20 protein-coding genes and 1 tRNA gene are annotated in these 19,536 nt (G+C 51.6%); 15 read left to right on the top strand and 6 right to left on the bottom strand.

From position 1 onward, the window contains the following. Positions 1–41: 41 nt before the first annotated feature. On the top strand, positions 42–371 hold the full coding sequence (locus ACJHX7_RS22165) for a DUF883 domain-containing protein (protein WP_001295174.1): 330 nt from the start codon (positions 42–44) through the stop codon (positions 369–371). 56 nt (positions 372–427) lie between these two features. Here the strand turns inward: ACJHX7_RS22165 and ACJHX7_RS22170 are convergent, their stop codons facing one another. Next, positions 428–1,762, bottom strand: coding sequence for a PLP-dependent aminotransferase family protein (locus tag ACJHX7_RS22170; protein WP_001138436.1), 1,335 nt, complete (start codon positions 1,760–1,762; stop codon positions 428–430). A gap of 87 nt (positions 1,763–1,849) precedes the next feature. Here ACJHX7_RS22170 and ACJHX7_RS22175 point away from each other — a divergent pair, with 87 nt between their 5' ends. From ACJHX7_RS22175 to emrB, 14 genes are all read left to right on the top strand, one after another. Next, complete coding sequence (locus ACJHX7_RS22175) at positions 1,850–2,281, top strand: carboxymuconolactone decarboxylase family protein (RefSeq protein ID WP_000209797.1); 432 nt, start codon at positions 1,850–1,852, stop codon at positions 2,279–2,281. Between the two features lie 208 nt (positions 2,282–2,489). After that, positions 2,490–2,735 carry a glutaredoxin-like protein NrdH gene (gene nrdH / locus ACJHX7_RS22180; protein WP_001223227.1) on the top strand — a complete coding sequence of 82 codons (246 nt, stop codon included), beginning with the start codon at positions 2,490–2,492 and terminating at the stop codon, positions 2,733–2,735. Further along, positions 2,732–3,142, top strand: a complete 411-nt coding sequence (nrdI, locus tag ACJHX7_RS22185; protein ID WP_089583003.1) for a class Ib ribonucleoside-diphosphate reductase assembly flavoprotein NrdI — start codon at positions 2,732–2,734, stop codon at positions 3,140–3,142. The genes nrdH and nrdI overlap by 4 nt, the downstream gene beginning before the upstream one ends. Continuing rightward, positions 3,115–5,259 carry a class 1b ribonucleoside-diphosphate reductase subunit alpha gene (gene nrdE / locus ACJHX7_RS22190; protein ID WP_094030052.1) on the top strand — a complete coding sequence of 715 codons (2,145 nt, stop codon included), beginning with the start codon at positions 3,115–3,117 and terminating at the stop codon, positions 5,257–5,259. Before nrdI ends, nrdE begins: the two co-directional genes overlap by 28 nt. A 9-nt stretch (positions 5,260–5,268) precedes the next feature. Further along, on the top strand, positions 5,269–6,228 hold the full coding sequence (gene nrdF / locus ACJHX7_RS22195; protein WP_094030053.1) for a class 1b ribonucleoside-diphosphate reductase subunit beta: 960 nt from the start codon (positions 5,269–5,271) through the stop codon (positions 6,226–6,228). A gap of 355 nt (positions 6,229–6,583) precedes the next feature. Then, positions 6,584–7,786, top strand: coding sequence for a glycine betaine/L-proline ABC transporter ATP-binding protein ProV (proV, locus tag ACJHX7_RS22200; protein ID WP_000985494.1), 1,203 nt, complete (start codon positions 6,584–6,586; stop codon positions 7,784–7,786). After that, the gene (gene proW, locus ACJHX7_RS22205; protein WP_000774978.1) at positions 7,779–8,843 is read left to right on the top strand and encodes a glycine betaine/L-proline ABC transporter permease ProW; all 1,065 of its coding nucleotides are present in this window, start codon (positions 7,779–7,781) and stop codon (positions 8,841–8,843) included. The genes proV and proW overlap by 8 nt, the downstream gene beginning before the upstream one ends. Positions 8,844–8,900: 57 nt before the next feature. Beyond that, positions 8,901–9,893, top strand: coding sequence for a glycine betaine/L-proline ABC transporter substrate-binding protein ProX (proX, locus tag ACJHX7_RS22210; RefSeq protein WP_001216530.1), 993 nt, complete (start codon positions 8,901–8,903; stop codon positions 9,891–9,893). Positions 9,894–10,084: 191 nt separating this feature from the next. Continuing rightward, the gene (locus tag ACJHX7_RS22215) at positions 10,085–11,269 is read left to right on the top strand and encodes an MFS transporter (protein ID WP_022646012.1); all 1,185 of its coding nucleotides are present in this window, start codon (positions 10,085–10,087) and stop codon (positions 11,267–11,269) included. A gap of 123 nt (positions 11,270–11,392) precedes the next feature. Continuing rightward, complete coding sequence (gene ygaZ, locus ACJHX7_RS22220; protein ID WP_000445658.1) at positions 11,393–12,130, top strand: L-valine exporter subunit YgaZ; 738 nt, start codon at positions 11,393–11,395, stop codon at positions 12,128–12,130. Next, on the top strand, positions 12,120–12,455 hold the full coding sequence (ygaH, locus tag ACJHX7_RS22225) for an L-valine transporter subunit YgaH (RefSeq protein ID WP_000119759.1): 336 nt from the start codon (positions 12,120–12,122) through the stop codon (positions 12,453–12,455). Before ygaZ ends, ygaH begins: the two co-directional genes overlap by 11 nt. Positions 12,456–12,545: 90 nt before the next feature. Next, the gene (emrR, locus tag ACJHX7_RS22230) at positions 12,546–13,076 is read left to right on the top strand and encodes a multidrug efflux transporter EmrAB transcriptional repressor EmrR (RefSeq protein WP_000378442.1); all 531 of its coding nucleotides are present in this window, start codon (positions 12,546–12,548) and stop codon (positions 13,074–13,076) included. Positions 13,077–13,202: 126 nt separating this feature from the next. Then, positions 13,203–14,375, top strand: a complete 1,173-nt coding sequence (gene emrA / locus ACJHX7_RS22235) for a multidrug efflux MFS transporter periplasmic adaptor subunit EmrA (RefSeq protein WP_001295175.1) — start codon at positions 13,203–13,205, stop codon at positions 14,373–14,375. Positions 14,376–14,391: 16 nt separating this feature from the next. Further along, on the top strand, positions 14,392–15,930 hold the full coding sequence (gene emrB / locus ACJHX7_RS22240; RefSeq protein ID WP_001295176.1) for a multidrug efflux MFS transporter permease subunit EmrB: 1,539 nt from the start codon (positions 14,392–14,394) through the stop codon (positions 15,928–15,930). 63 nt (positions 15,931–15,993) lie between these two features. On the opposite strand, the gene luxS is transcribed toward emrB, so the two are convergent. The 5 genes from luxS to ACJHX7_RS22265 form a co-directional block, all read right to left on the bottom strand. Next, the gene (gene luxS, locus ACJHX7_RS22245) at positions 15,994–16,509 is read right to left on the bottom strand and encodes an S-ribosylhomocysteine lyase (RefSeq protein ID WP_001130208.1); all 516 of its coding nucleotides are present in this window, start codon (positions 16,507–16,509) and stop codon (positions 15,994–15,996) included. 149 nt (positions 16,510–16,658) lie between these two features. Next, entirely contained in the window at positions 16,659–18,215 is a 1,557-nt protein-coding gene (gshA, locus tag ACJHX7_RS22250; protein WP_000611804.1) for a glutamate--cysteine ligase, read from the bottom strand. 72 nt (positions 18,216–18,287) lie between these two features. Next, positions 18,288–18,716, bottom strand: coding sequence for a YqaA family protein (locus ACJHX7_RS22255; protein WP_001287454.1), 429 nt, complete (start codon positions 18,714–18,716; stop codon positions 18,288–18,290). Further along, positions 18,713–19,279: a fructose-1-phosphate/6-phosphogluconate phosphatase gene (yqaB, locus tag ACJHX7_RS22260; protein ID WP_000273309.1), complete on the bottom strand. Its 567-nt coding sequence runs from the start codon at positions 19,277–19,279 to the stop codon at positions 18,713–18,715. The genes ACJHX7_RS22255 and yqaB overlap by 4 nt, the downstream gene beginning before the upstream one ends. A gap of 147 nt (positions 19,280–19,426) precedes the next feature. Next, positions 19,427–19,503, bottom strand: a tRNA-Arg gene (locus ACJHX7_RS22265). Between the last annotated feature and the right edge of the window lie 33 nt (positions 19,504–19,536).

Consider the following 19,536-nt stretch of genomic DNA (forward strand, 5'->3'; position numbering starts at 1 on the left):
GTCTACACTGAAAATTACATCGAATTCTAATGGGGGATCATATGTTTAACCGACCGAACCGCAACGACGTTGATGATGGCGTGCAGGATATCCAGAATGATGTCAATCAATTAGCTGACAGTCTCGAATCTGTATTGAAGTCCTGGGGCAGCGACGCCAAAGGGGAAGCCGAAGCCGCTCGTAGTAAAGCGCAGGCTCTACTGAAAGAAACCAGGGCGCGAATGCATGGTCGTACTCGCGTCCAGCAAGCCGCGCGCGATGCCGTTGGCTGCGCGGATTCTTTTGTTCGTGAAAGACCCTGGTGTAGTGTGGGTACAGCGGCAGCGGTGGGTATTTTTATCGGCGCACTGTTAAGCATGCGCAAATCGTAGTGCAAAAATGATAATAAATACGCGTCTTTGACCCCGAAGCCTGGCTTCGGGGTTTTTTAGCTTAAGGCTTTACGTAATTGTTGTGCTACCTGTCGCGCCATACCTTCGTTAACGATATTAGTAAACGAAAGCAGTAATCCACCTTCCCCACTTGAACGGATACGCCAGTCGCTAAGTGCCTGCACCGCAAGGCCTGCAGCATTGGCTTTACGCGCATGGGCAATATCATCGCCTATCATTCTGATCACCATCTGGATACCACCTTTCTGCGGCACAACCTGAAATCCTTGCTGCGTCAACGCTTGCTCAATCCATTGCCGACGTTGAGCATAATGCTGACGCATTTTCTTCAGATGCCGCCAGAAATGCCCCTCGCGAAGAAAGTCTGCCAGTGTGTTCTGCCATAGAACAGGTACCGCACATGGAGCCAGTGACGCCTGGTGGCGGAATTGTGCAATTTGCTTCACCGGCACCACCAGCCACGCACAGCGCAATGCAGGAAATAGCGCTTTGCTGAATGTTCCGGCATAAATTACCCGCTGCGGTGCGTCGAGACTTTTTAACGCCGGTAACGGCTTACCGTGATAGCGAAACTCACTGTCATAATCATCTTCAATAATCCATGCCTGACTACGATCTGCCCATTCCAGTATCTGATGCCTGCGCGCTAAAGAGAGCGCCACACCCAGCGGACTTTGGTGTGCTGGTGTTATCAGGGCAAAACGCGCATCAGGATAATTTTGTATTCCGCTTGTGATATCCAGTCCATTGTCATCAACCGGCACAGGCAAAATTTCCACATCATGGCGAGTGACAATCGGGCGAATCAGTGGAAAGCCGGGATCTTCTATCCACATCCCGTTTCCCGGTTTCGCCAGCGCGTGCAGAATTAAAGCTATTGAGGCCGCATAACCGTGAGTGATAAAGACCTGCTCTGGCTGACAATCAATCCCACGTGAAACGCGTAAGTAATCAACTATTGCCTCGCGCAACGCCACCTCACCGCAAACATCGCCTAACGCCAAATCAAAGCGCGTCTGGGTACGAAGGCGACGCCCCATCACCCGCGCCCACAGCTCTCGCGGAAAGAGATCGAGTGCGGGTAATCCCATTTGAAATGGCAACGGTTGCTGACTTTCACCGGCAAAAGCTACAACTTGTACAGTAGATTGTTGCGGATATATCCGCTCACTGACAAATGTGCCAGCCTGTCCCCGCCTGATCAGCCATCCTTGCGCCACCAGCTCAGCATACGCATTTTCGACAGTGGAACGAGACACCCCCAGCTCCTGCGACCAGGTACGACTTGAAGGCAGCCTTGCGCCGGGTTTCAGTTCCCCTTGCTCAATAGCCGTTTTTAACTGACGGGCGATATCCTGATAGCGCGGCATATGGTCTGCTTTTTTAGGTAATTTATGGCTCTCTTTAGCAGTCCATTATAGTGCTACATTGCGGGCGTTAATAAGAGGAGAAACTGTATGACTACATTACGTCAGCCTTACTACGAACTTAGCCCGGCAGTGTATAACGCACTAGTGCAGGCCAAAACGGCACTGGAAAATAGCACGCTGGATACCACGTTGATGGAGTTAGTTTATTTGCGCGTCTCGCAAATCAACGGCTGCGCATTTTGTCTGGAGATGCACAGCAAAGCATTGCGCAAATCCGGCGTGCCACAGCACAAACTGGACGCCCTGGCAGGTTGGCGCGTAAGCCATCATTTTGATGAACGCGAGCGGGCGGCGCTGGCATGGGCGGAATCGGTAACCGAAATTGCCAGAACCCATGCGGAAGACGAGGTTTATCAGCCTTTGCTTGAGCATTTCAGCGCAGCAGAGATCAGCGACTTAACGTTTGCCATCGGGCTGATGAATTGTTTTAACCGTCTGGCCGTTTCCATGCGGATGTAACTTCTTGATGCCGGGTATTCGCCCGGCAAAAAAACACAAAATCCCCTACCCCGTTGAGCCATTCATCGGTGGCGTAATCAATCTAAAATTCCCATATCTTGTGTGGTTGAATCTTTTTTCAACTACATCTAGTATCTCTGTATCAACAGAGAGACAACCCGACGCGTATCATCGCGCCGTATCTTCATTTTAAACGGAAATACGAATCATGCGCATTACTATTTACACTCGTAACGATTGCGTTCAGTGCCACGCCACCAAACGGGCGATGGAAAACCGGGGCTTTGATTTTGAAATGATTAATGTCGATCGCGTTCCTGAAGCGGCAGAAGCGCTGCGTGCTCAGGGCTTTCGTCAGTTGCCGGTTGTGATTGCAGGCGATCTTAGCTGGTCTGGTTTCCGCCCGGACATGATCAATCGTCTGCATCCAGCGCCACACGCGGCCAGTGCATGAGCCAGCTCGTCTACTTTTCCAGCAGCTCCGAAAATACGCAGCGTTTTATCGAACGTTTAAGGCTGCCCGCGGTGCGCATCCCGCTCAATGAGCGGGAACGGATTCAGGTAGACGAGCCTTACATCCTGATCGTGCCCTCTTACGGCGGCGGCGGTACGGCTGGCGCGGTGCCACGACAGGTCATTCGCTTTTTAAACGACGAGCATAACCGGGCGTTGCTGCGCGGCGTTATTGCTTCGGGTAATCGCAACTTTGGTGAGGCATATGGCCGCGCCGGAGATGTGATTGCCCGGAAATGCGGCGTGCCGTGGCTGTACCGCTTTGAACTCATGGGTACGCAAAGCGATATCGAAAACGTTCGTAAAGGAGTAACCGAATTTTGGCAACGACAACCGCAGAACGCCTGACGCAGGAAACGATGGATTATCACGCTCTGAATGCGATGCTTAACCTTTACGATAGCGCAGGTCGCATTCAGTTCGATAAAGATCGCCAGGCAGTAGACGCCTTTATGACAACGCATGTGCGTCCGAACAGTGTGGCCTTCAGTAGCCAGCAGCAGCGCCTGAACTGGCTGGTTAACGAAGGTTACTATGATGAAAGCGTCCTTAATCGCTACTCTCGCGATTTTGTCATTACGCTGTTTGCCCACGCGCACGCCAGCGGTTTTCGTTTCCAGACATTCCTCGGAGCATGGAAGTTTTACACCAGCTATACGTTGAAGACATTCGACGGTAAGCGTTATCTGGAAGATTTTGCCGATCGCGTCACGATGGTGGCGCTGACGCTGGCACAAGGCGATGAAACACTGGCGACGCAGCTCACTGATGAGATGCTGTCAGGACGCTTTCAGCCAGCCACGCCAACATTCCTCAACTGCGGTAAGCAGCAGCGCGGCGAACTGGTTTCCTGTTTTCTGCTGCGTATTGAAGACAATATGGAGTCGATTGGCCGGGCAGTAAATTCCGCACTACAACTGTCGAAACGCGGCGGCGGCGTAGCATTTTTGCTGTCGAATCTGCGGGAAGCGGGCGCGCCAATTAAACGTATTGAAAATCAATCTTCTGGCGTGATTCCGGTGATGAAAATGCTGGAAGACGCATTTTCCTATGCCAACCAACTCGGCGCGCGTCAGGGGGCTGGGGCAGTCTATTTACATGCTCATCATCCCGATATTCTGCGTTTTCTCGATACAAAACGGGAAAATGCCGACGAAAAAATCCGCATTAAAACACTGTCGCTGGGCGTGGTGATCCCGGATATCACTTTCCATCTGGCGAAAGAGAATGCGCAGATGGCGCTGTTTTCGCCCTATGACGTTGAGCGGGTTTATGGCAAGCCGTTTGCCGATGTCGCCATCAGTGAACACTATGACGAACTGGTTGCCGATGAACGCATTCGCAAAAAATACCTCAACGCCCGTGATTTCTTCCTGCGACTGGCAGAGATCCAGTTTGAGTCTGGCTATCCGTACATCATGTATGAAGACACGGTTAACCGTGCTAACCCTATCGCCGGACGCATAAATATGAGCAATCTCTGCTCAGAAATTTTGCAGGTTAACAGCGCCTCAGAATATGACGAGAATCTCGACTATGCTCGTACAGGACATGATATTTCCTGCAATCTAGGGTCGTTGAATATTGCCCACACCATGGATTCCCCCGACTTTGCCCGCACGGTAGAGACTGCCGTACGCGGTTTAACGGCGGTGTCAGATATGAGTCATATCCGCAGCGTGCCGTCCATCGAAGCCGGAAATGCCGCCTCACACGCCATCGGTCTGGGGCAGATGAATTTACACGGTTATCTGGCGCGAGAAGGCATCGCTTATGGTTCGCCGGAAGCACTGGATTTCACCAATCTCTATTTCTATACCATCACCTGGCACGCACTGCGTACCTCGATGTTGCTGGCACGCGAACGTGGTGAAACCTTCGCTGGATTCAAACAGTCACGCTATGCCAGTGGTGACTATTTTAACCAATATCTGCAAGGTAACTGGCAGCCGAAAACGGCGAAAGTTGGCGAACTGTTTGCCCGTAGTGGTATTACGTTACCTACCCGTGAGATGTGGGCGCAGCTGCGCGACGACGTGATGTGCTATGGCATATACAACCAGAATCTCCAGGCGGTGCCGCCAACCGGTTCTATCTCTTATATCAACCATGCCACGTCGAGTATTCATCCGATTGTGGCGAAAGTAGAGATACGCAAAGAGGGCAAAACAGGACGCGTTTACTACCCTGCCCCGTTTATGACTAACGAAAATCTGGCGCTGTATCAGGACGCTTACGAAATCGGCGCAGAAAAGATCATCGACACCTACGCGGAAGCGACTCGCCATGTCGATCAGGGGCTGTCGCTGACGCTGTTTTTCCCCGATACCGCCACCACTCGCGATATCAACAAAGCGCAGATTTACGCCTGGCGCAAGGGTATCAAAACGCTCTATTACATTCGCCTGCGTCAGATGGCGCTGGAAGGCACTGAAATTGAAGGCTGCGTCTCCTGTGCACTTTAAGGAATATCTATGAAACTCTCACGTATCAGCGCCATCAACTGGAACAAGATATCTGACGATAAAGATCTGGAGGTGTGGAATCGCCTGACCAGCAATTTCTGGCTACCAGAAAAGGTGCCACTGTCGAACGATATTCCTGCATGGCAGACATTAAGTGTCGTAGAACAACAACTGACGATGCGCGTTTTTACTGGCCTGACGCTGCTCGACACGCTGCAAAATGTTATCGGCGCGCCTTCGCTGATGCCCGATGCGCTCACGCCTCATGAAGAGGCAGTATTATCGAATATCAGCTTTATGGAAGCGGTTCATGCCCGCTCTTACAGTTCAATTTTCTCGACGCTGTGCCAGACCAAAGATGTCGATGCCGCCTACGCCTGGAGTGAAGAAAACGCGCCGTTGCAGCGAAAAGCACAGATTATTCAGCAACATTATCGCGGTGATGATCCGCTGAAAAAGAAAATCGCCAGTGTGTTTCTTGAATCTTTTTTGTTCTATTCCGGTTTCTGGCTGCCGATGTATTTTTCCAGCCGCGGAAAGCTAACCAATACCGCAGACCTGATCCGTCTGATTATCCGGGATGAAGCAGTCCACGGTTACTACATCGGCTATAAATATCAGAAAAACCTGGAAAAGCTCTCCCTGGCACAACGTGAAGAGTTGAAGAGTTTCGCCTTCGATTTGTTGCTGGAACTCTATGACAACGAGTTGCAATATACCGATGAGCTGTACGCCGAAACCCCGTGGTCTGACGATGTGAAAGCGTTTCTCTGTTACAACGCCAATAAAGCGTTGATGAATCTGGGCTACGAACCGCTATTCCCCGCAGAAATGGCGGAAGTGAATCCTGCAATCCTCGCCGCGCTTTCGCCGAATGCCGATGAAAATCACGATTTCTTTTCCGGTTCAGGCTCTTCATATGTGATGGGAAAAGCGGTCGAAACAGAAGATGAAGACTGGAATTTCTGAGGGGGTTATTTTCAAAAATATCACTACCCGCTGCAGGGAAATAATTCACGCCAAATAGCTTTATATCACGCAAATAATTTGTGGTGTTCTACACTGATACTCTGTTGCATTATTCGCCTGAAACCACAATATTCAGGCGTTTTTTCGCTATCTTTGATAAAAAATATCAACTTTTCTCGATTTGCTCTCAGCCCTTATATCATGGGAAATTCCGGCGATTTGCTCACATCAATATTCATGCCACATTTGCCATCAGGGGTTGCCTCAGATTCTCAGTATGTTAGGGTAGAAAAAAGTGACTATTTCCATTGGGTAATGTATCGACATAAACAAATAACAGGAATCTTTCTATTGCATGGCAATTAAATTAGAAATTAAAAATCTTTATAAAATATTTGGTGAGCATCCACAGCGAGCTTTCAAATATATCGAACAAGGACTTTCAAAAGAACAAATTCTGGAAAAAACTGGGCTATCGCTTGGCGTAAAAGACGCCAGTCTGGCCATTGAAGAAGGCGAGATATTTGTCATCATGGGATTATCCGGTTCGGGTAAATCCACAATGGTACGCCTTCTCAATCGCCTGATTGAACCCACCCGCGGGCAAGTGCTGATTGATGGTGTGGATATTGCCAAAATATCCGACGCCGAACTCCGTGAGGTGCGCAGAAAAAAGATTGCGATGGTCTTCCAGTCCTTTGCCTTAATGCCGCATATGACCGTGCTGGACAATACTGCGTTCGGTATGGAACTGGCCGGAATTAATGCCGAAGAACGCCGGGAAAAAGCCCTTGATGCACTGCGTCAGGTCGGGCTGGAAAATTATGCCCACAGCTACCCGGATGAACTCTCTGGCGGGATGCGTCAACGTGTGGGATTAGCCCGCGCGTTAGCGATTAATCCGGATATATTATTAATGGACGAAGCCTTCTCGGCGCTCGATCCATTAATTCGCACCGAGATGCAGGATGAGCTGGTAAAATTACAGGCGAAACATCAGCGCACCATTGTCTTTATTTCCCACGATCTCGATGAAGCTATGCGTATTGGTGACCGAATTGCCATTATGCAAAATGGTGAAGTGGTGCAGGTTGGTACACCGGATGAAATTCTTAATAATCCGGCGAATGATTATGTCCGTACCTTCTTCCGTGGCGTCGATATTAGTCAGGTATTCAGTGCGAAAGATATTGCTCGCCGGACACCGAACGGCTTAATTCGTAAAACCCCCGGCTTCGGCCCGCGTTCGGCACTGAAATTATTGCAGGATGAAGATCGCGAATATGGCTACGTCATCGAACGTGGTAATAAGTTTGTCGGCGCAGTGTCTATCGATTCGCTTAAAACCGCGTTAACGCAGCAGCAAGGTCTTGATGCGGCGCTGATTGATGCGCCGTTAGCGGTCGATGCACAAACGCCTCTTAGCGAGTTGCTCTCTCATGTCGGACAGGCACCCTGTGCGGTGCCCGTGGTCGACGAGGACCAACAGTATGTCGGCATTATTTCGAAAGGAATGCTGCTGCGCGCTTTAGATCGTGAGGGGGTAAATAATGGCTGATCAAAATAATCCGTGGGATACCACGCCAGCGGCGGACAGTGCTGCACAATCCGCAGACGCCTGGGGTACACCGGCGACTGCACCGACTGACGGCGGTGGCGCTGACTGGCTGACCAGTACGCCTGCGCCAAACGTCGAGCATTTTAATATTCTCGATCCGTTCCATAAAACGCTAATCCCGCTCGACAGTTGGGTCACTGAAGGGATCGACTGGGTCGTTACCCATTTTCGTCCCGTCTTTCAGGGCGTGCGCGTTCCGGTTGATTACATCCTCAACGGTTTCCAGCAATTGCTGCTGGGTATGCCCGCGCCGGTGGCGATTATCGTTTTCGCTCTCATCGCCTGGCAGATTTCCGGGGTCGGAATGGGCGTGGCGACGCTGGTTTCGCTGATTGCCATCGGCGCAATCGGTGCCTGGTCGCAGGCCATGGTTACCCTGGCGCTGGTGTTAACCGCCCTGCTGTTCTGTATCGTCATAGGTTTGCCGTTGGGGATCTGGCTGGCGAGAAGTCCGCGAGCGGCGAAAATTATTCGTCCACTGCTTGATGCCATGCAGACCACGCCCGCGTTTGTTTATCTGGTGCCAATCGTCATGCTGTTTGGTATCGGTAACGTGCCGGGCGTGGTGGTGACGATCATCTTTGCGCTGCCGCCGATTATCCGTCTGACGATTCTGGGAATTAACCAGGTTCCGGCGGATCTGATTGAAGCCTCGCGCTCATTCGGTGCCAGCCCGCGCCAGATGCTGTTCAAAGTTCAGTTACCGCTGGCGATGCCGACCATTATGGCGGGCGTTAACCAGACGCTGATGCTGGCCCTTTCTATGGTGGTCATCGCCTCGATGATTGCCGTCGGCGGGCTGGGTCAGATGGTACTTCGCGGTATCGGTCGTCTGGATATGGGGCTTGCCACCGTTGGCGGCGTCGGGATTGTGATCCTCGCCATTATCCTCGACCGCCTGACGCAGGCCGTTGGGCGCGACTCACGCAGTCGCGGCAACCGTCGCTGGTACACCACTGGCCCTGTCGGTCTGCTGACCCGCCCATTCATTAAGTAACTCTGCACTTGCCCGGTGACGCCGGGCATTATCACCCTGCCAAAAAAAGGAATAACAATGCGACATAGCGTACTTTTTGCGACAGCGTTTGCCACGCTTATCTCTACACAAACTTTTGCTGCCGATCTGCCGGGCAAAGGCATTACTGTTAATCCAGTTCAGAGTACCATCACTGAAGAAACCTTCCAGACGCTGCTGGTCAGTCGTGCACTGGAGAAATTAGGTTATACCGTCAATAAACCCAGCGAAGTGGATTACAACGTTGGCTACACCTCGCTTGCTTCCGGCGATGCAACCTTCACCGCAGTGAACTGGACGCCACTGCATGACAACATGTACGAAGCTGCCGGTGGCGATAAGAAATTTTATCGTGAAGGAGTATTTGTTAACGGCGCGGCACAGGGTTACCTGATCGATAAGAAAACCGCCGACCAGTATAAAATTACCAACATCGCGCAACTTAAAGATCCGAAGATCGCCAAACTGTTCGATACCAACGGCGATGGTAAAGCGGATTTAACCGGCTGTAACCCAGGCTGGGGCTGCGAAGGTGCGATCAACCACCAGCTTGCCGCGTATGGACTGACCAATACCGTGACGCATAATCAGGGGAACTACGCAGCGATGATGGCTGACACCATCAGTCGTTACAAAGAGGGTAAGCCGGTGTTTTACTACACCTGGACGCCGTACTGGGTGAGTAACGAACTGAAACCGGGGAAAGATGTGGTCTGGTTGCAGGTGCCGTTCTCCGCACTGCCGGGCGATAAAAATGCCGATACCAAACTGCCGAATGGCGCGAATTACGGCTTCCCGGTCAGTACCATGCATATCGTTGCCAACAAAGCCTGGGCCGAGAAAAACCCGGCAGCAGCGAAACTGTTTGCCATTATGCAGTTACCAGTGGCTGATATTAACGCCCAGAACGCCATTATGCATGACGGCAAAGCCTCAGAAGACGATATTCAGGGCCACGTTGATGGTTGGATCAAAGCCCACCAGCAGCAGTTCGATGGCTGGGTGAATGAAGCGCTGGCAGCGCAGAAGTAATTTTTATTCGGGCGGATAAGGCGTTTTTGCCTCATCCGCCGCTCTGTACACAATGCCTGATGCGACGCTGGTGCGTCTTATCATACCTACAAACCACACCGCACATTTCAACAATCTATCTTTCATCCCATATTCATCAACATCCGCTATTATTGATTTCCAGCTTAATCATCACCTGATGAACAAAAATAATGACTAAACCTAATCATGAGCTTAGCCCGGCGCTGATCGTGCTGATGTCTATCGCCACCGGTCTGGCGGTAGCCAGTAACTATTACGCCCAGCCATTGCTCGACACCATCGCGCGTAACTTTTCCCTTTCCGCCAGTTCGGCAGGCTTTATTGTTACCGCCGCGCAGTTGGGCTATGCCGCAGGTCTGCTGTTTCTTGTTCCCCTCGGTGATATGTTTGAACGCCGCCGCCTGATTGTCTCGATGACCTTACTGGCGGCAGGCGGCATGTTAATCACTGCCAGCAGTCAGTCGCTGGCGATGATGATCCTCGGTACGGCATTAACCGGTTTATTCTCAGTCGTGGCACAAATTCTGGTTCCGCTGGCAGCGACGCTGGCTTCACCGGACAAACGCGGCAAAGTGGTCGGCACCATTATGAGCGGGCTGCTGTTGGGGATCTTGCTGGCACGGACCGTTGCCGGATTGCTGGCGAGTCTCGGTGGCTGGCGAACTGTCTTTTGGGTCGCTTCGGTATTAATGGCACTGATGGCGCTGGCGTTATGGCGTGGTCTGCCACAAATGAAATCAGAAACCCACCTCAACTACCCACAGTTGTTGGGTTCCGTTTTCAGCATGTTTATCAGCAATAAGATCCTGCGCACCCGCGCGTTGCTGGGCTGCCTGACCTTTGCCAACTTCAGCATTCTCTGGACCTCAATGGCCTTTTTGCTTGCCGCTCCACCTTTTAACTACAGCGATGGTGTAATTGGTCTGTTTGGGCTTGCGGGAGCTGCCGGAGCGTTGGGCGCTCGTCCGGCGGGCGGTTTTGCCGATAAGGGCAAATCACACCACACCACAACTTTCGGCCTGCTGCTGCTGTTACTTTCATGGCTGGCTATCTGGTTTGGACACACTTCTGTACTGGCGCTGGTTATCGGCATCCTGGTGCTGGACCTCACCGTGCAGGGGGTGCACATCACTAACCAGACGGTAATTTATCGAATTTACCCCGATGCGCGTAATCGCCTGACTGCAGGTTACATGACCAGCTACTTTATTGGCGGTGCTGCCGGTTCGCTAATTTCAGCCTCAGCCTGGCAACATGGCGGTTGGGCTGGCGTTTGTCTGGCTGGCGCGACGATTGCCCTGGTTAACTTACTGGTCTGGTGGCGAGGTTTTCATCGTCAGGAAGCCGCAAATTAAGCAATCAGCAACCGTTTTCGTGGCTTTACACTTATAAGGGTGTTAAGAAGCCCATCAGTCTGATAAGGTTAAGATATTCATTCAGTCTATTTATAATATTAACAATCGTTAAGCGTACACTCTATGGAAAGCCCTACTCCACAGCCTGCTCCTGGTTCGGCGACCTTCATGGAAGGATGCAAAGACAGTTTACCGATTGTTATTAGTTATATTCCGGTGGCCTTTGCGTTCGGTCTGAATGCGACCCGTCTGGGATTCTCTCCTCTCGAAAGCGTTTTTTTCTCCTGCATCATTTATGCAGGCGCGAGCCAGTTCGTCATTACCGCGATGCTGGCAGCCGGGAGTAGTTTGTGGGTTGCTGCACTGACCGTCATGGCAATGGATGTTCGCCATGTTTTGTATGGCCCGTCACTGCGTAGCCGTATTATTCAGCGTCTGCAAAAATCGAAAACCGCCCTGTGGGCGTTTGGCCTGACGGATGAGGTTTTTGCCGCCGCAACCGCAAAACTGGTACGCAATAATCGCCGCTGGAGCGAAAACTGGATGATCGGCATTGCCTTCAGTTCATGGTCATCGTGGGTATTTGGTACGGTAATAGGGGCATTCTCCGGCAGCGGCTTGCTGCAAGGATATCCCGCCGTTGAAGCAGCATTAGGTTTTATGCTTCCGGCACTCTTTATGAGTTTCCTGCTCGCCTCTTTCCAGCGCAAACAATCTCTTTGCGTTACCGCAGCGTTAGTTGGTGCCCTTGCAGGCGTAACGCTATTTTCTATTCCCGTCGCCATTCTGGCAGGCATTGTCTGTGGCTGCCTCACTGCGTTAATCCAGGCATTCTGGCAAGGAGCGCCCGATGAGCTATGAGGTTTTGCTGCTTGGGTTACTGGTTGGCACGGCGAATTATTGCTTCCGCTATTTGCCGCTGCGCCTGCGTGTGGGTAATGCCCGCCCAACCAAACGTGGCGCGATAGGCATATTGCTCGACACCATTGGCATCGCCTCGATATGCGCTCTGCTGGTTGTCTCTACCGCACCAGAAGTGATGCACGATACACGCCGTTTCGTGCCCACGCTGGTCGGCTTCGCGGTACTGGGTGCCAGTTTCTATAAAACACGCAGCATTATCATCCCAACACTGCTTAGTGCGCTGGCCTACGGGCTCGCCTGGAAAGTGATGGCGATTATATAACCCACAAGAATCATTTTTCTAAAACAATACATTTACTTTATTTGTCACTGTCGTTACTATATCGGCTGAAATTAATGAGGTCATACCCAAATGGATAGTTCGTTTACGCCCATTGAACAAATGCTAAAATTTCGCGCCAGCCGCCACGAAGATTTTCCTTATCAGGAGATCCTTCTGACCCGTCTTTGCATGCATATGCAAAGCAAGCTGCTGGAGAACCGCAATAAAATGCTGAAGGCTCAGGGGATTAACGAGACGTTGTTTATGGCGTTGATTACGCTGGAGTCTCAGGAAAACCACAGTATTCAGCCTTCTGAATTGAGTTGTGCTCTTGGATCATCCCGTACCAACGCGACGCGTATTGCCGATGAACTGGAAAAACGCGGTTGGATCGAACGTCGTGAAAGCGATAACGATCGCCGCTGCCTGCATCTGCAATTAACGGAAAAAGGTCACGAGTTTTTGCGCGAGGTTTTACCACCGCAGCATAACTGCCTGCATCAACTCTGGTCCGCGCTCAGCACAACAGAAAAAGATCAGCTCGAGCAAATCACCCGCAAATTGCTCTCCCGTCTCGACCAGATGGAACAAGACGGTGTGGTTCTCGAAGCGATGAGCTAACGCGTCATCTCGCTCAAAAATCCAGATTTATAAAAGAAAAAATAACCGGCCAGCATCGCAACATGCTGGCCTTTTTGGCAAGCAGGTCGGCTCAGCCGATGAGTTAAGAAGATCGTGGAGAACAATATGAGCGCAAATGCGGAGACTCAAACCCCGCAGCAACCGGTAAAGAAGAGCGGCAAACGTAAGCGTCTGCTCCTCCTTCTCACCTTGCTCTTTATAATTATTGCCGTAGCGATAGGGATTTATTGGTTTTTAGTACTGCGTCATTTCGAAGAAACCGATGACGCATACGTGGCAGGGAATCAGATTCAAATTATGTCTCAGGTGTCTGGCAGCGTGACGAAAGTCTGGGCCGATAACACCGATTTTGTAAAAGAAGGCGACGTGCTGGTCACTCTCGACCCGACAGATGCTCGCCAGGCGTTTGAAAAAGCCAAAACTGCACTGGCTTCCAGCGTTCGCCAAACCCACCAGCTGATGATTAACAGCAAACAGTTGCAGGCGAATATTGAGGTGCAAAAAATCGCACTCGCGAAAGCACAAAGCGACTACAACCGCCGTGTGCCGCTGGGCAATGCCAACCTGATTGGTCGCGAAGAGCTGCAACACGCCCGCGACGCCGTTACCAGTGCCCAGGCACAACTGGACGTCGCTATTCAACAATACAATGCCAATCAGGCGATGATTCTGGGGACGAAACTGGAAGATCAGCCTGCCGTGCAACAGGCTGCCACCGAAGTACGTAACGCCTGGCTGGCGCTGGAGCGTACCCGTATTGTCAGTCCGATGACCGGTTATGTCTCCCGCCGCGCGGTACAGCCTGGGGCGCAAATTAGCCCAACGACGCCGCTGATGGCGGTCGTTCCAGCCACCAATATGTGGGTGGATGCCAACTTTAAAGAGACGCAGATTGCCAATATGCGTATCGGTCAACCGGTCACCATCACCACCGATATTTACGGCGATGATGTGAAATACACCGGTAAAGTGGTTGGTCTGGATATGGGCACAGGTAGCGCGTTCTCACTGCTTCCGGCGCAAAACGCCACCGGTAACTGGATCAAAGTCGTTCAGCGTCTGCCTGTGCGTATTGAACTGGACCAGAAACAGCTCGAGCAATACCCGCTGCGTATCGGTTTATCCACGCTGGTGAGTGTCAATACCACTAACCGTGACGGTCAGGTACTGGCAAACAAAGTACGTTCCACACCGGTCGCGGTAAGCACCGCGCGTGAAATCAGCCTGGCACCTGTCAATAAACTGATCGACGATATCGTAAAAGCTAACGCTGGCTAATCCAGAGGTGCGTGTGATGCAACAGCAAAAACCGCTGGAAGGCGCACAACTGGTCATTATGACAATTGCGCTGTCACTGGCGACATTCATGCAGGTGCTGGACTCCACCATTGCTAACGTGGCGATCCCCACTATCGCCGGGAATCTGGGCTCATCGCTCAGCCAGGGAACGTGGGTGATCACTTCTTTCGGGGTGGCGAATGCCATCTCGATCCCGCTTACCGGCTGGCTGGCAAAGCGCGTCGGGGAAGTGAAACTGTTCCTCTGGTCCACCATCGCCTTCGCTATTGCGTCGTGGGCATGTGGTGTCTCCAGCAGCCTGAATATGCTGATCTTCTTCCGCGTGATTCAGGGGATTGTCGCCGGGCCGTTGATCCCGCTTTCGCAAAGTCTATTGCTGAATAACTACCCGCCAGCCAAACGCTCGATCGCGCTGGCATTGTGGTCAATGACGGTGATTGTCGCGCCAATTTGCGGCCCGATCCTCGGCGGGTATATCAGCGATAATTACCACTGGGGCTGGATATTCTTCATCAACGTACCAATTGGCGTGGCGGTGGTGTTGATGACCCTGCAAACCCTGCGCGGACGTGAAACCCGCACCGAACGGCGGCGGATTGATGCCGTGGGGCTGGCACTGCTGGTTATTGGTATCGGCAGCCTGCAGATTATGCTCGACCGCGGTAAAGAGCTGGACTGGTTCTCATCACAGGAAATTATCATCCTCACCGTGGTGGCGGTGGTGGCTATCTGCTTCCTGATTGTCTGGGAGCTGACCGACGATAACCCGATAGTCGATCTGTCGTTGTTTAAGTCGCGCAACTTCACCATCGGCTGCTTGTGTATCAGCCTCGCGTATATGCTCTACTTCGGCGCGATTGTTCTGCTGCCGCAGTTGTTGCAGGAGGTCTACGGTTACACGGCGACGTGGGCAGGGCTGGCCTCTGCGCCGGTAGGAATTATTCCGGTGATCCTGTCGCCGATTATCGGCCGCTTCGCGCATAAACTGGATATGCGGCGGCTGGTAACCTTCAGCTTTATTATGTATGCCGTCTGCTTCTACTGGCGTGCCTATACCTTTGAACCGGGTATGGATTTTGGCGCGTCGGCCTGGCCGCAGTTTATCCAGGGTTTTGCGGTGGCCTGCTTCTTTATGCCGCTAACCACCATTACGCTGTCCGGTTTGCCACCGGAACGACTGGCGGCAGCATCGAGCCTCTCCAACTTTACGCGAACGCTGGCGGGGTCTATCGGCACATCGATAACCACGACTATGTGGACCAACCGCGAGTCGATGCACCATGCGCAGTTGACTGAGTCGGTAAACCCGTTCAACCCGAATGCCCAGGCGATGTACAGTCAACTGGAAGGACTGGGAATGACGCAACAGCAGGCATCAGGCTGGATTGCCCAGCAGATCACCAATCAGGGGCTGATTATTTCCGCCAATGAGATCTTCTGGATGTCAGCCGGGATATTCCTCGTCTTGCTGGGGCTGGTGTGGTTTGCTAAACCGCCATTTGGCGCAGGTGGCGGCGGAGGCGGTGCGCACTAAGTACAACTAAGCCAGTTCATTTGAACTGGCTTTTTTCAATTAATTGTGAAGATAGTTTACTGACTAGATGTGCAGTTCCTGCAACTTCTCTTTCGGCAGCGCCAGTTCTTCGTTGCTGTTGATGCGCACGTCACGTTCCAGAATGTTACGCGCAATATCCTGCGCTTCCTGCAACGAGTGCATCTGGTAAGTGCCACACTGGTAGACGTTCAGTTCCGGGATCTGATTCTGATCCTGCACTTTCAGCACGTCTTCCATTGCCGCTTTCCAGGCATCAGCGACACGCTGCTCATCTGGCGTACCAATCAGACTCATATAAAAACCGGTGCGGCAGCCCATTGGCGAGATATCGATAATCTCTACGCCATTACCGTTAAGATGGTTACGCATAAAACCAGCAAACAGGTGCTCCAGGGTATGGATCCCTCTTTCTGGCATCACTTCTTTGTTCGGCACGCAGAAGCGCAGATCGAACACGGTGATTGCGTCGCCATGCGGGGTGTTCATTGTTTTCGCCACCCGAACTGCAGGCGCTTCCATCCGGGTATGATCGACTGTGAAGCTATCTAACAACGGCATTTAGCCACCTCCGGTAATTTTTTTAAAAATTTTCTGAACTCTTTCTTCCCAGGCGAGTCTGAGTATATGAAAGACGCGCATTTGTTATCATCATCCCTGAATTCAGAGATGAAATTTTGGCCACTCACGAGTGGCCTTTTTCTTTTCTGTCAGGCGTGTTTTTCCAGCCACACCGCAAACGGTTCGGTATCAGCGGCTTCCATTTCCTGCTGACGGCGTTCAGACGCCTCGCGCTCGGCGACAAAATCCTCTTCGCGCAGAATTTCCAGCGGCTCTTCACGCAGCAGATTACGGTACGCTTCAGCAAACGCTTTGCCTGTTCCGCCAATACCAGTATCAATCATAGACCTTAAGATACGGGCAGAGAAAGTCAGATCGGGATTATCGAAGCAGGCGACCAGTTCATCACACACTTTCTGATACGCTTCGCCGCCGTTAATGCTATCCAGCGTTTGCGCGACGCGTTTCAGATCGCGGAACAGATCTTTACCCACCTGCGGTAACGGGAACTGCGCAGTTTCGCAGCCGATACCCAGCGTCAGGCCCGGTTTGCGACCTTCGAGGATCACCCGGTTCCAGTTAACGCGTGTACAGGCAAGTTCGCTACTGCTCATTTCCGGCGCATCAGCCAGCGCACACCAGACCATAAACAGGTCGAGGAATCGCACCTGTTGTTCATCTACACCAATCGGCGAGAACGGGTTGATGTCCAGCGAGCGGACTTCAATATATTCAATGCCGCCACGTAACAACGCATCAGAAGGCGACTCACCACTGCGGGTAACGCGTTTTGGACGAATCGGCGCGTACAGTTCGTTTTCAATCTGCAGCACATTGCTGTTGATTTGCAACCGCTTACCGTCTTTCTCAATACCAATCTTCGCGTACTCTTCTGATGGCGTTTTGATTGCCTGTTTAAGGCCCGCTACGTACTCGTAGAGATCATTGAAGGTGATACCAAGATTGCTTTGCGATTTATTGGTATAGCCAAGATCGCTCAAACGAAGAGAGGTCGCATACGGCAGGTAATACATACCGCACTCGGTTTTCTCAAACGGCAGCGACGTTGGTTTTCCTTGCAGGAAAGAAGAACAAATCGCTGGAGACGCACCAAACAGATAAGGAATGACCCAACCGAAACGATAGTAATTGCGGATAACGCGGAAATAGCCCGCAGAAATTTTCTCTTTGGCATCAGCGCCCGAGATATCACCGCACTTCGCTTGCCAGAATGCCATTGGCAAAGAGAAATTGTAGTGCACGCCGGAAATGGTTTGCATCAGCGCGCCGTAGCGATTTTTCAGCCCTTCACGATACAGCGTTTTAAAGCGTCCGGTGTTAGAAGTGCCGTACTGTGCCAGTTCGATGTCCTGACCTTCTGCGATGTAGCATGGCATACTTAACGGCCACATCCGCTCATCGCCCATATTGCGCGCCGTATAACGATGCAGATCGCGCATAAAGGTCAACATATGTTCAATATCACCATCCACTGGTGTAATGAATTCCAGCAATGCTTCCGCAAAATCGGTAGTAATCCATTTGTGCGTCAGTGCGGAACCTAATGCTTCAGGATGACCTGTTGTTGCCAGTGTGCCATCAGCATTAACACGCAAAGTTTCGCGCTCCAGCCCACGCTGTATCCCCTTTAACGCCTGAGGATGTTTTTCCAGCCAGGCCAGCGCCTGTGATACGTCCGGGATCAAATTGACCTCCCGCCTGTCAAAATCGTTTTAATTAGCATAACTGTAATGGTGACCATATGTGCAGGCCTACAATTAGTGCCACCACATCATGCCCTGAACGGTCGCTGCTGCAACTGCAACATAACGTAACGCTTTACCAAGGCACAAAAAAAAGATTACCGGCCCCCAGGAGATGCGCATCCATCCCGCTAACAGACACAGTAAATCGCCAACCACGGGCATCCAGCTTAATAATAGCGTGACTGCACCATAGCGTTTCAGCCAGCCGGTAGCTTTCTCTTGCCAGCGCGATGTTTTACGCAATGGAAAGAAACGCCCAAGGATAACGTTAGTTAACCCTCCAAGGCTATTACCCATTGTTGCTGTTAAAACTAAAACCCAGGGATGACTGATCCCGGAAAGCAACATTGCCACCAGCACGACTTCGGAGTTGCCGGGTAATAGTGTAGCGCTGAGAAAACTACTGGCAAACAACGAGAAAAGCGATAACGCTTCACTCACAGCAAGCGAACATCCACGGCGTCCATGCCTGCTGCACGGGCCGCCTGAATACCGAAATCGGCATCTTCAAAGACCACACACTGCGTCGGTTGCACGCCCATACGCTGCGCGCACAACAAAAATGTGTCTGGCGCGGGTTTATGGTGTTTGACGTGATCGGCAGCGACGACGGCGTCAAAATAACGGCGTAATCCCAGGTGCGCCAGCAATGCCTCAGCGATGGCGCTTTCACTCCCCGTTCCTACAGCCATTGGGCGACGACCATGCCAACTTTTCACCACTTCAACAAGAGGAAGCGGCTCGACACTATCCAGCAGCATACTTCTTACTGCTTCTGTTTTTTCACGCGCTAACGCATGCGGGTCGAGATCGGCCTGATTCAGCTCAATAATTGCCTGAGCAATACGCCAGGTGGGCGAGCCATTAAGCGCAATCATCGCCTGAACATCGTACTGAAGACCGTAGTGCCCTAATACTTCGCGCCACGCTTTACGGTGCGTAGGCTCGGTATCCAGGATGGTGCCATCCATATCAAAAATTAAACCTGCATAACGCTCGTACATGGTCTTCTCGCAAGTCGAAAAATATGACGCTACTTTAGCGTAATTGCTTGATTTTGTCGCTGATGGCGAAGGAGAAGAAAATTCAGGAAATGGATAAAGTAGTTATTTAGAAATGAGATATTTTTGAAGGAAATTTTTTGGATAATATGGTGCATCCGGGAGGATTCGAACCTCCGACCGCTCGGTTCGTAGCCGAGTACTCTATCCAGCTGAGCTACGGATGCATCGGGAAATTTATTTTACTGCTGATATTGATA

The sequence above is a fragment of the Escherichia sp. WS1451 genome, from assembly GCF_046487365.1.
Taxonomy (GTDB): domain Bacteria; phylum Pseudomonadota; class Gammaproteobacteria; order Enterobacterales; family Enterobacteriaceae; genus Escherichia; species Escherichia coli.

Bases quoted from the DNA above. Each gene is read 5' to 3' on its own strand.
- ACJHX7_RS22165 (WP_001295174.1), top strand. From the start codon at position 42: ATGTTTAACCGACCGAACCGCAACGACGTTGATGATGGCGTGCAGGAT.
- ACJHX7_RS22170 (WP_001138436.1), bottom strand. From the start codon at position 1,762: ATGCCGCGCTATCAGGATATCGCCCGTCAGTTAAAAACGGCTATTGAG.
- ACJHX7_RS22175 (WP_000209797.1), top strand. From the start codon at position 1,850: ATGACTACATTACGTCAGCCTTACTACGAACTTAGCCCGGCAGTGTAT.
- nrdH (WP_001223227.1), top strand. From the start codon at position 2,490: ATGCGCATTACTATTTACACTCGTAACGATTGCGTTCAGTGCCACGCC.
- nrdI (WP_089583003.1), top strand. From the start codon at position 2,732: ATGAGCCAGCTCGTCTACTTTTCCAGCAGCTCCGAAAATACGCAGCGT.
- nrdF (WP_094030053.1), top strand. From the start codon at position 5,269: ATGAAACTCTCACGTATCAGCGCCATCAACTGGAACAAGATATCTGAC.
- proV (WP_000985494.1), top strand. From the start codon at position 6,584: ATGGCAATTAAATTAGAAATTAAAAATCTTTATAAAATATTTGGTGAG.
- proW (WP_000774978.1), top strand. From the start codon at position 7,779: ATGGCTGATCAAAATAATCCGTGGGATACCACGCCAGCGGCGGACAGT.
- proX (WP_001216530.1), top strand. From the start codon at position 8,901: ATGCGACATAGCGTACTTTTTGCGACAGCGTTTGCCACGCTTATCTCT.
- ACJHX7_RS22215 (WP_022646012.1), top strand. From the start codon at position 10,085: ATGACTAAACCTAATCATGAGCTTAGCCCGGCGCTGATCGTGCTGATG.
- ygaZ (WP_000445658.1), top strand. From the start codon at position 11,393: ATGGAAAGCCCTACTCCACAGCCTGCTCCTGGTTCGGCGACCTTCATG.
- ygaH (WP_000119759.1), top strand. From the start codon at position 12,120: ATGAGCTATGAGGTTTTGCTGCTTGGGTTACTGGTTGGCACGGCGAAT.
- emrR (WP_000378442.1), top strand. From the start codon at position 12,546: ATGGATAGTTCGTTTACGCCCATTGAACAAATGCTAAAATTTCGCGCC.
- emrA (WP_001295175.1), top strand. From the start codon at position 13,203: ATGAGCGCAAATGCGGAGACTCAAACCCCGCAGCAACCGGTAAAGAAG.
- emrB (WP_001295176.1), top strand. From the start codon at position 14,392: ATGCAACAGCAAAAACCGCTGGAAGGCGCACAACTGGTCATTATGACA.
- luxS (WP_001130208.1), bottom strand. From the start codon at position 16,509: ATGCCGTTGTTAGATAGCTTCACAGTCGATCATACCCGGATGGAAGCG.
- yqaB (WP_000273309.1), bottom strand. From the start codon at position 19,279: ATGTACGAGCGTTATGCAGGTTTAATTTTTGATATGGATGGCACCATC.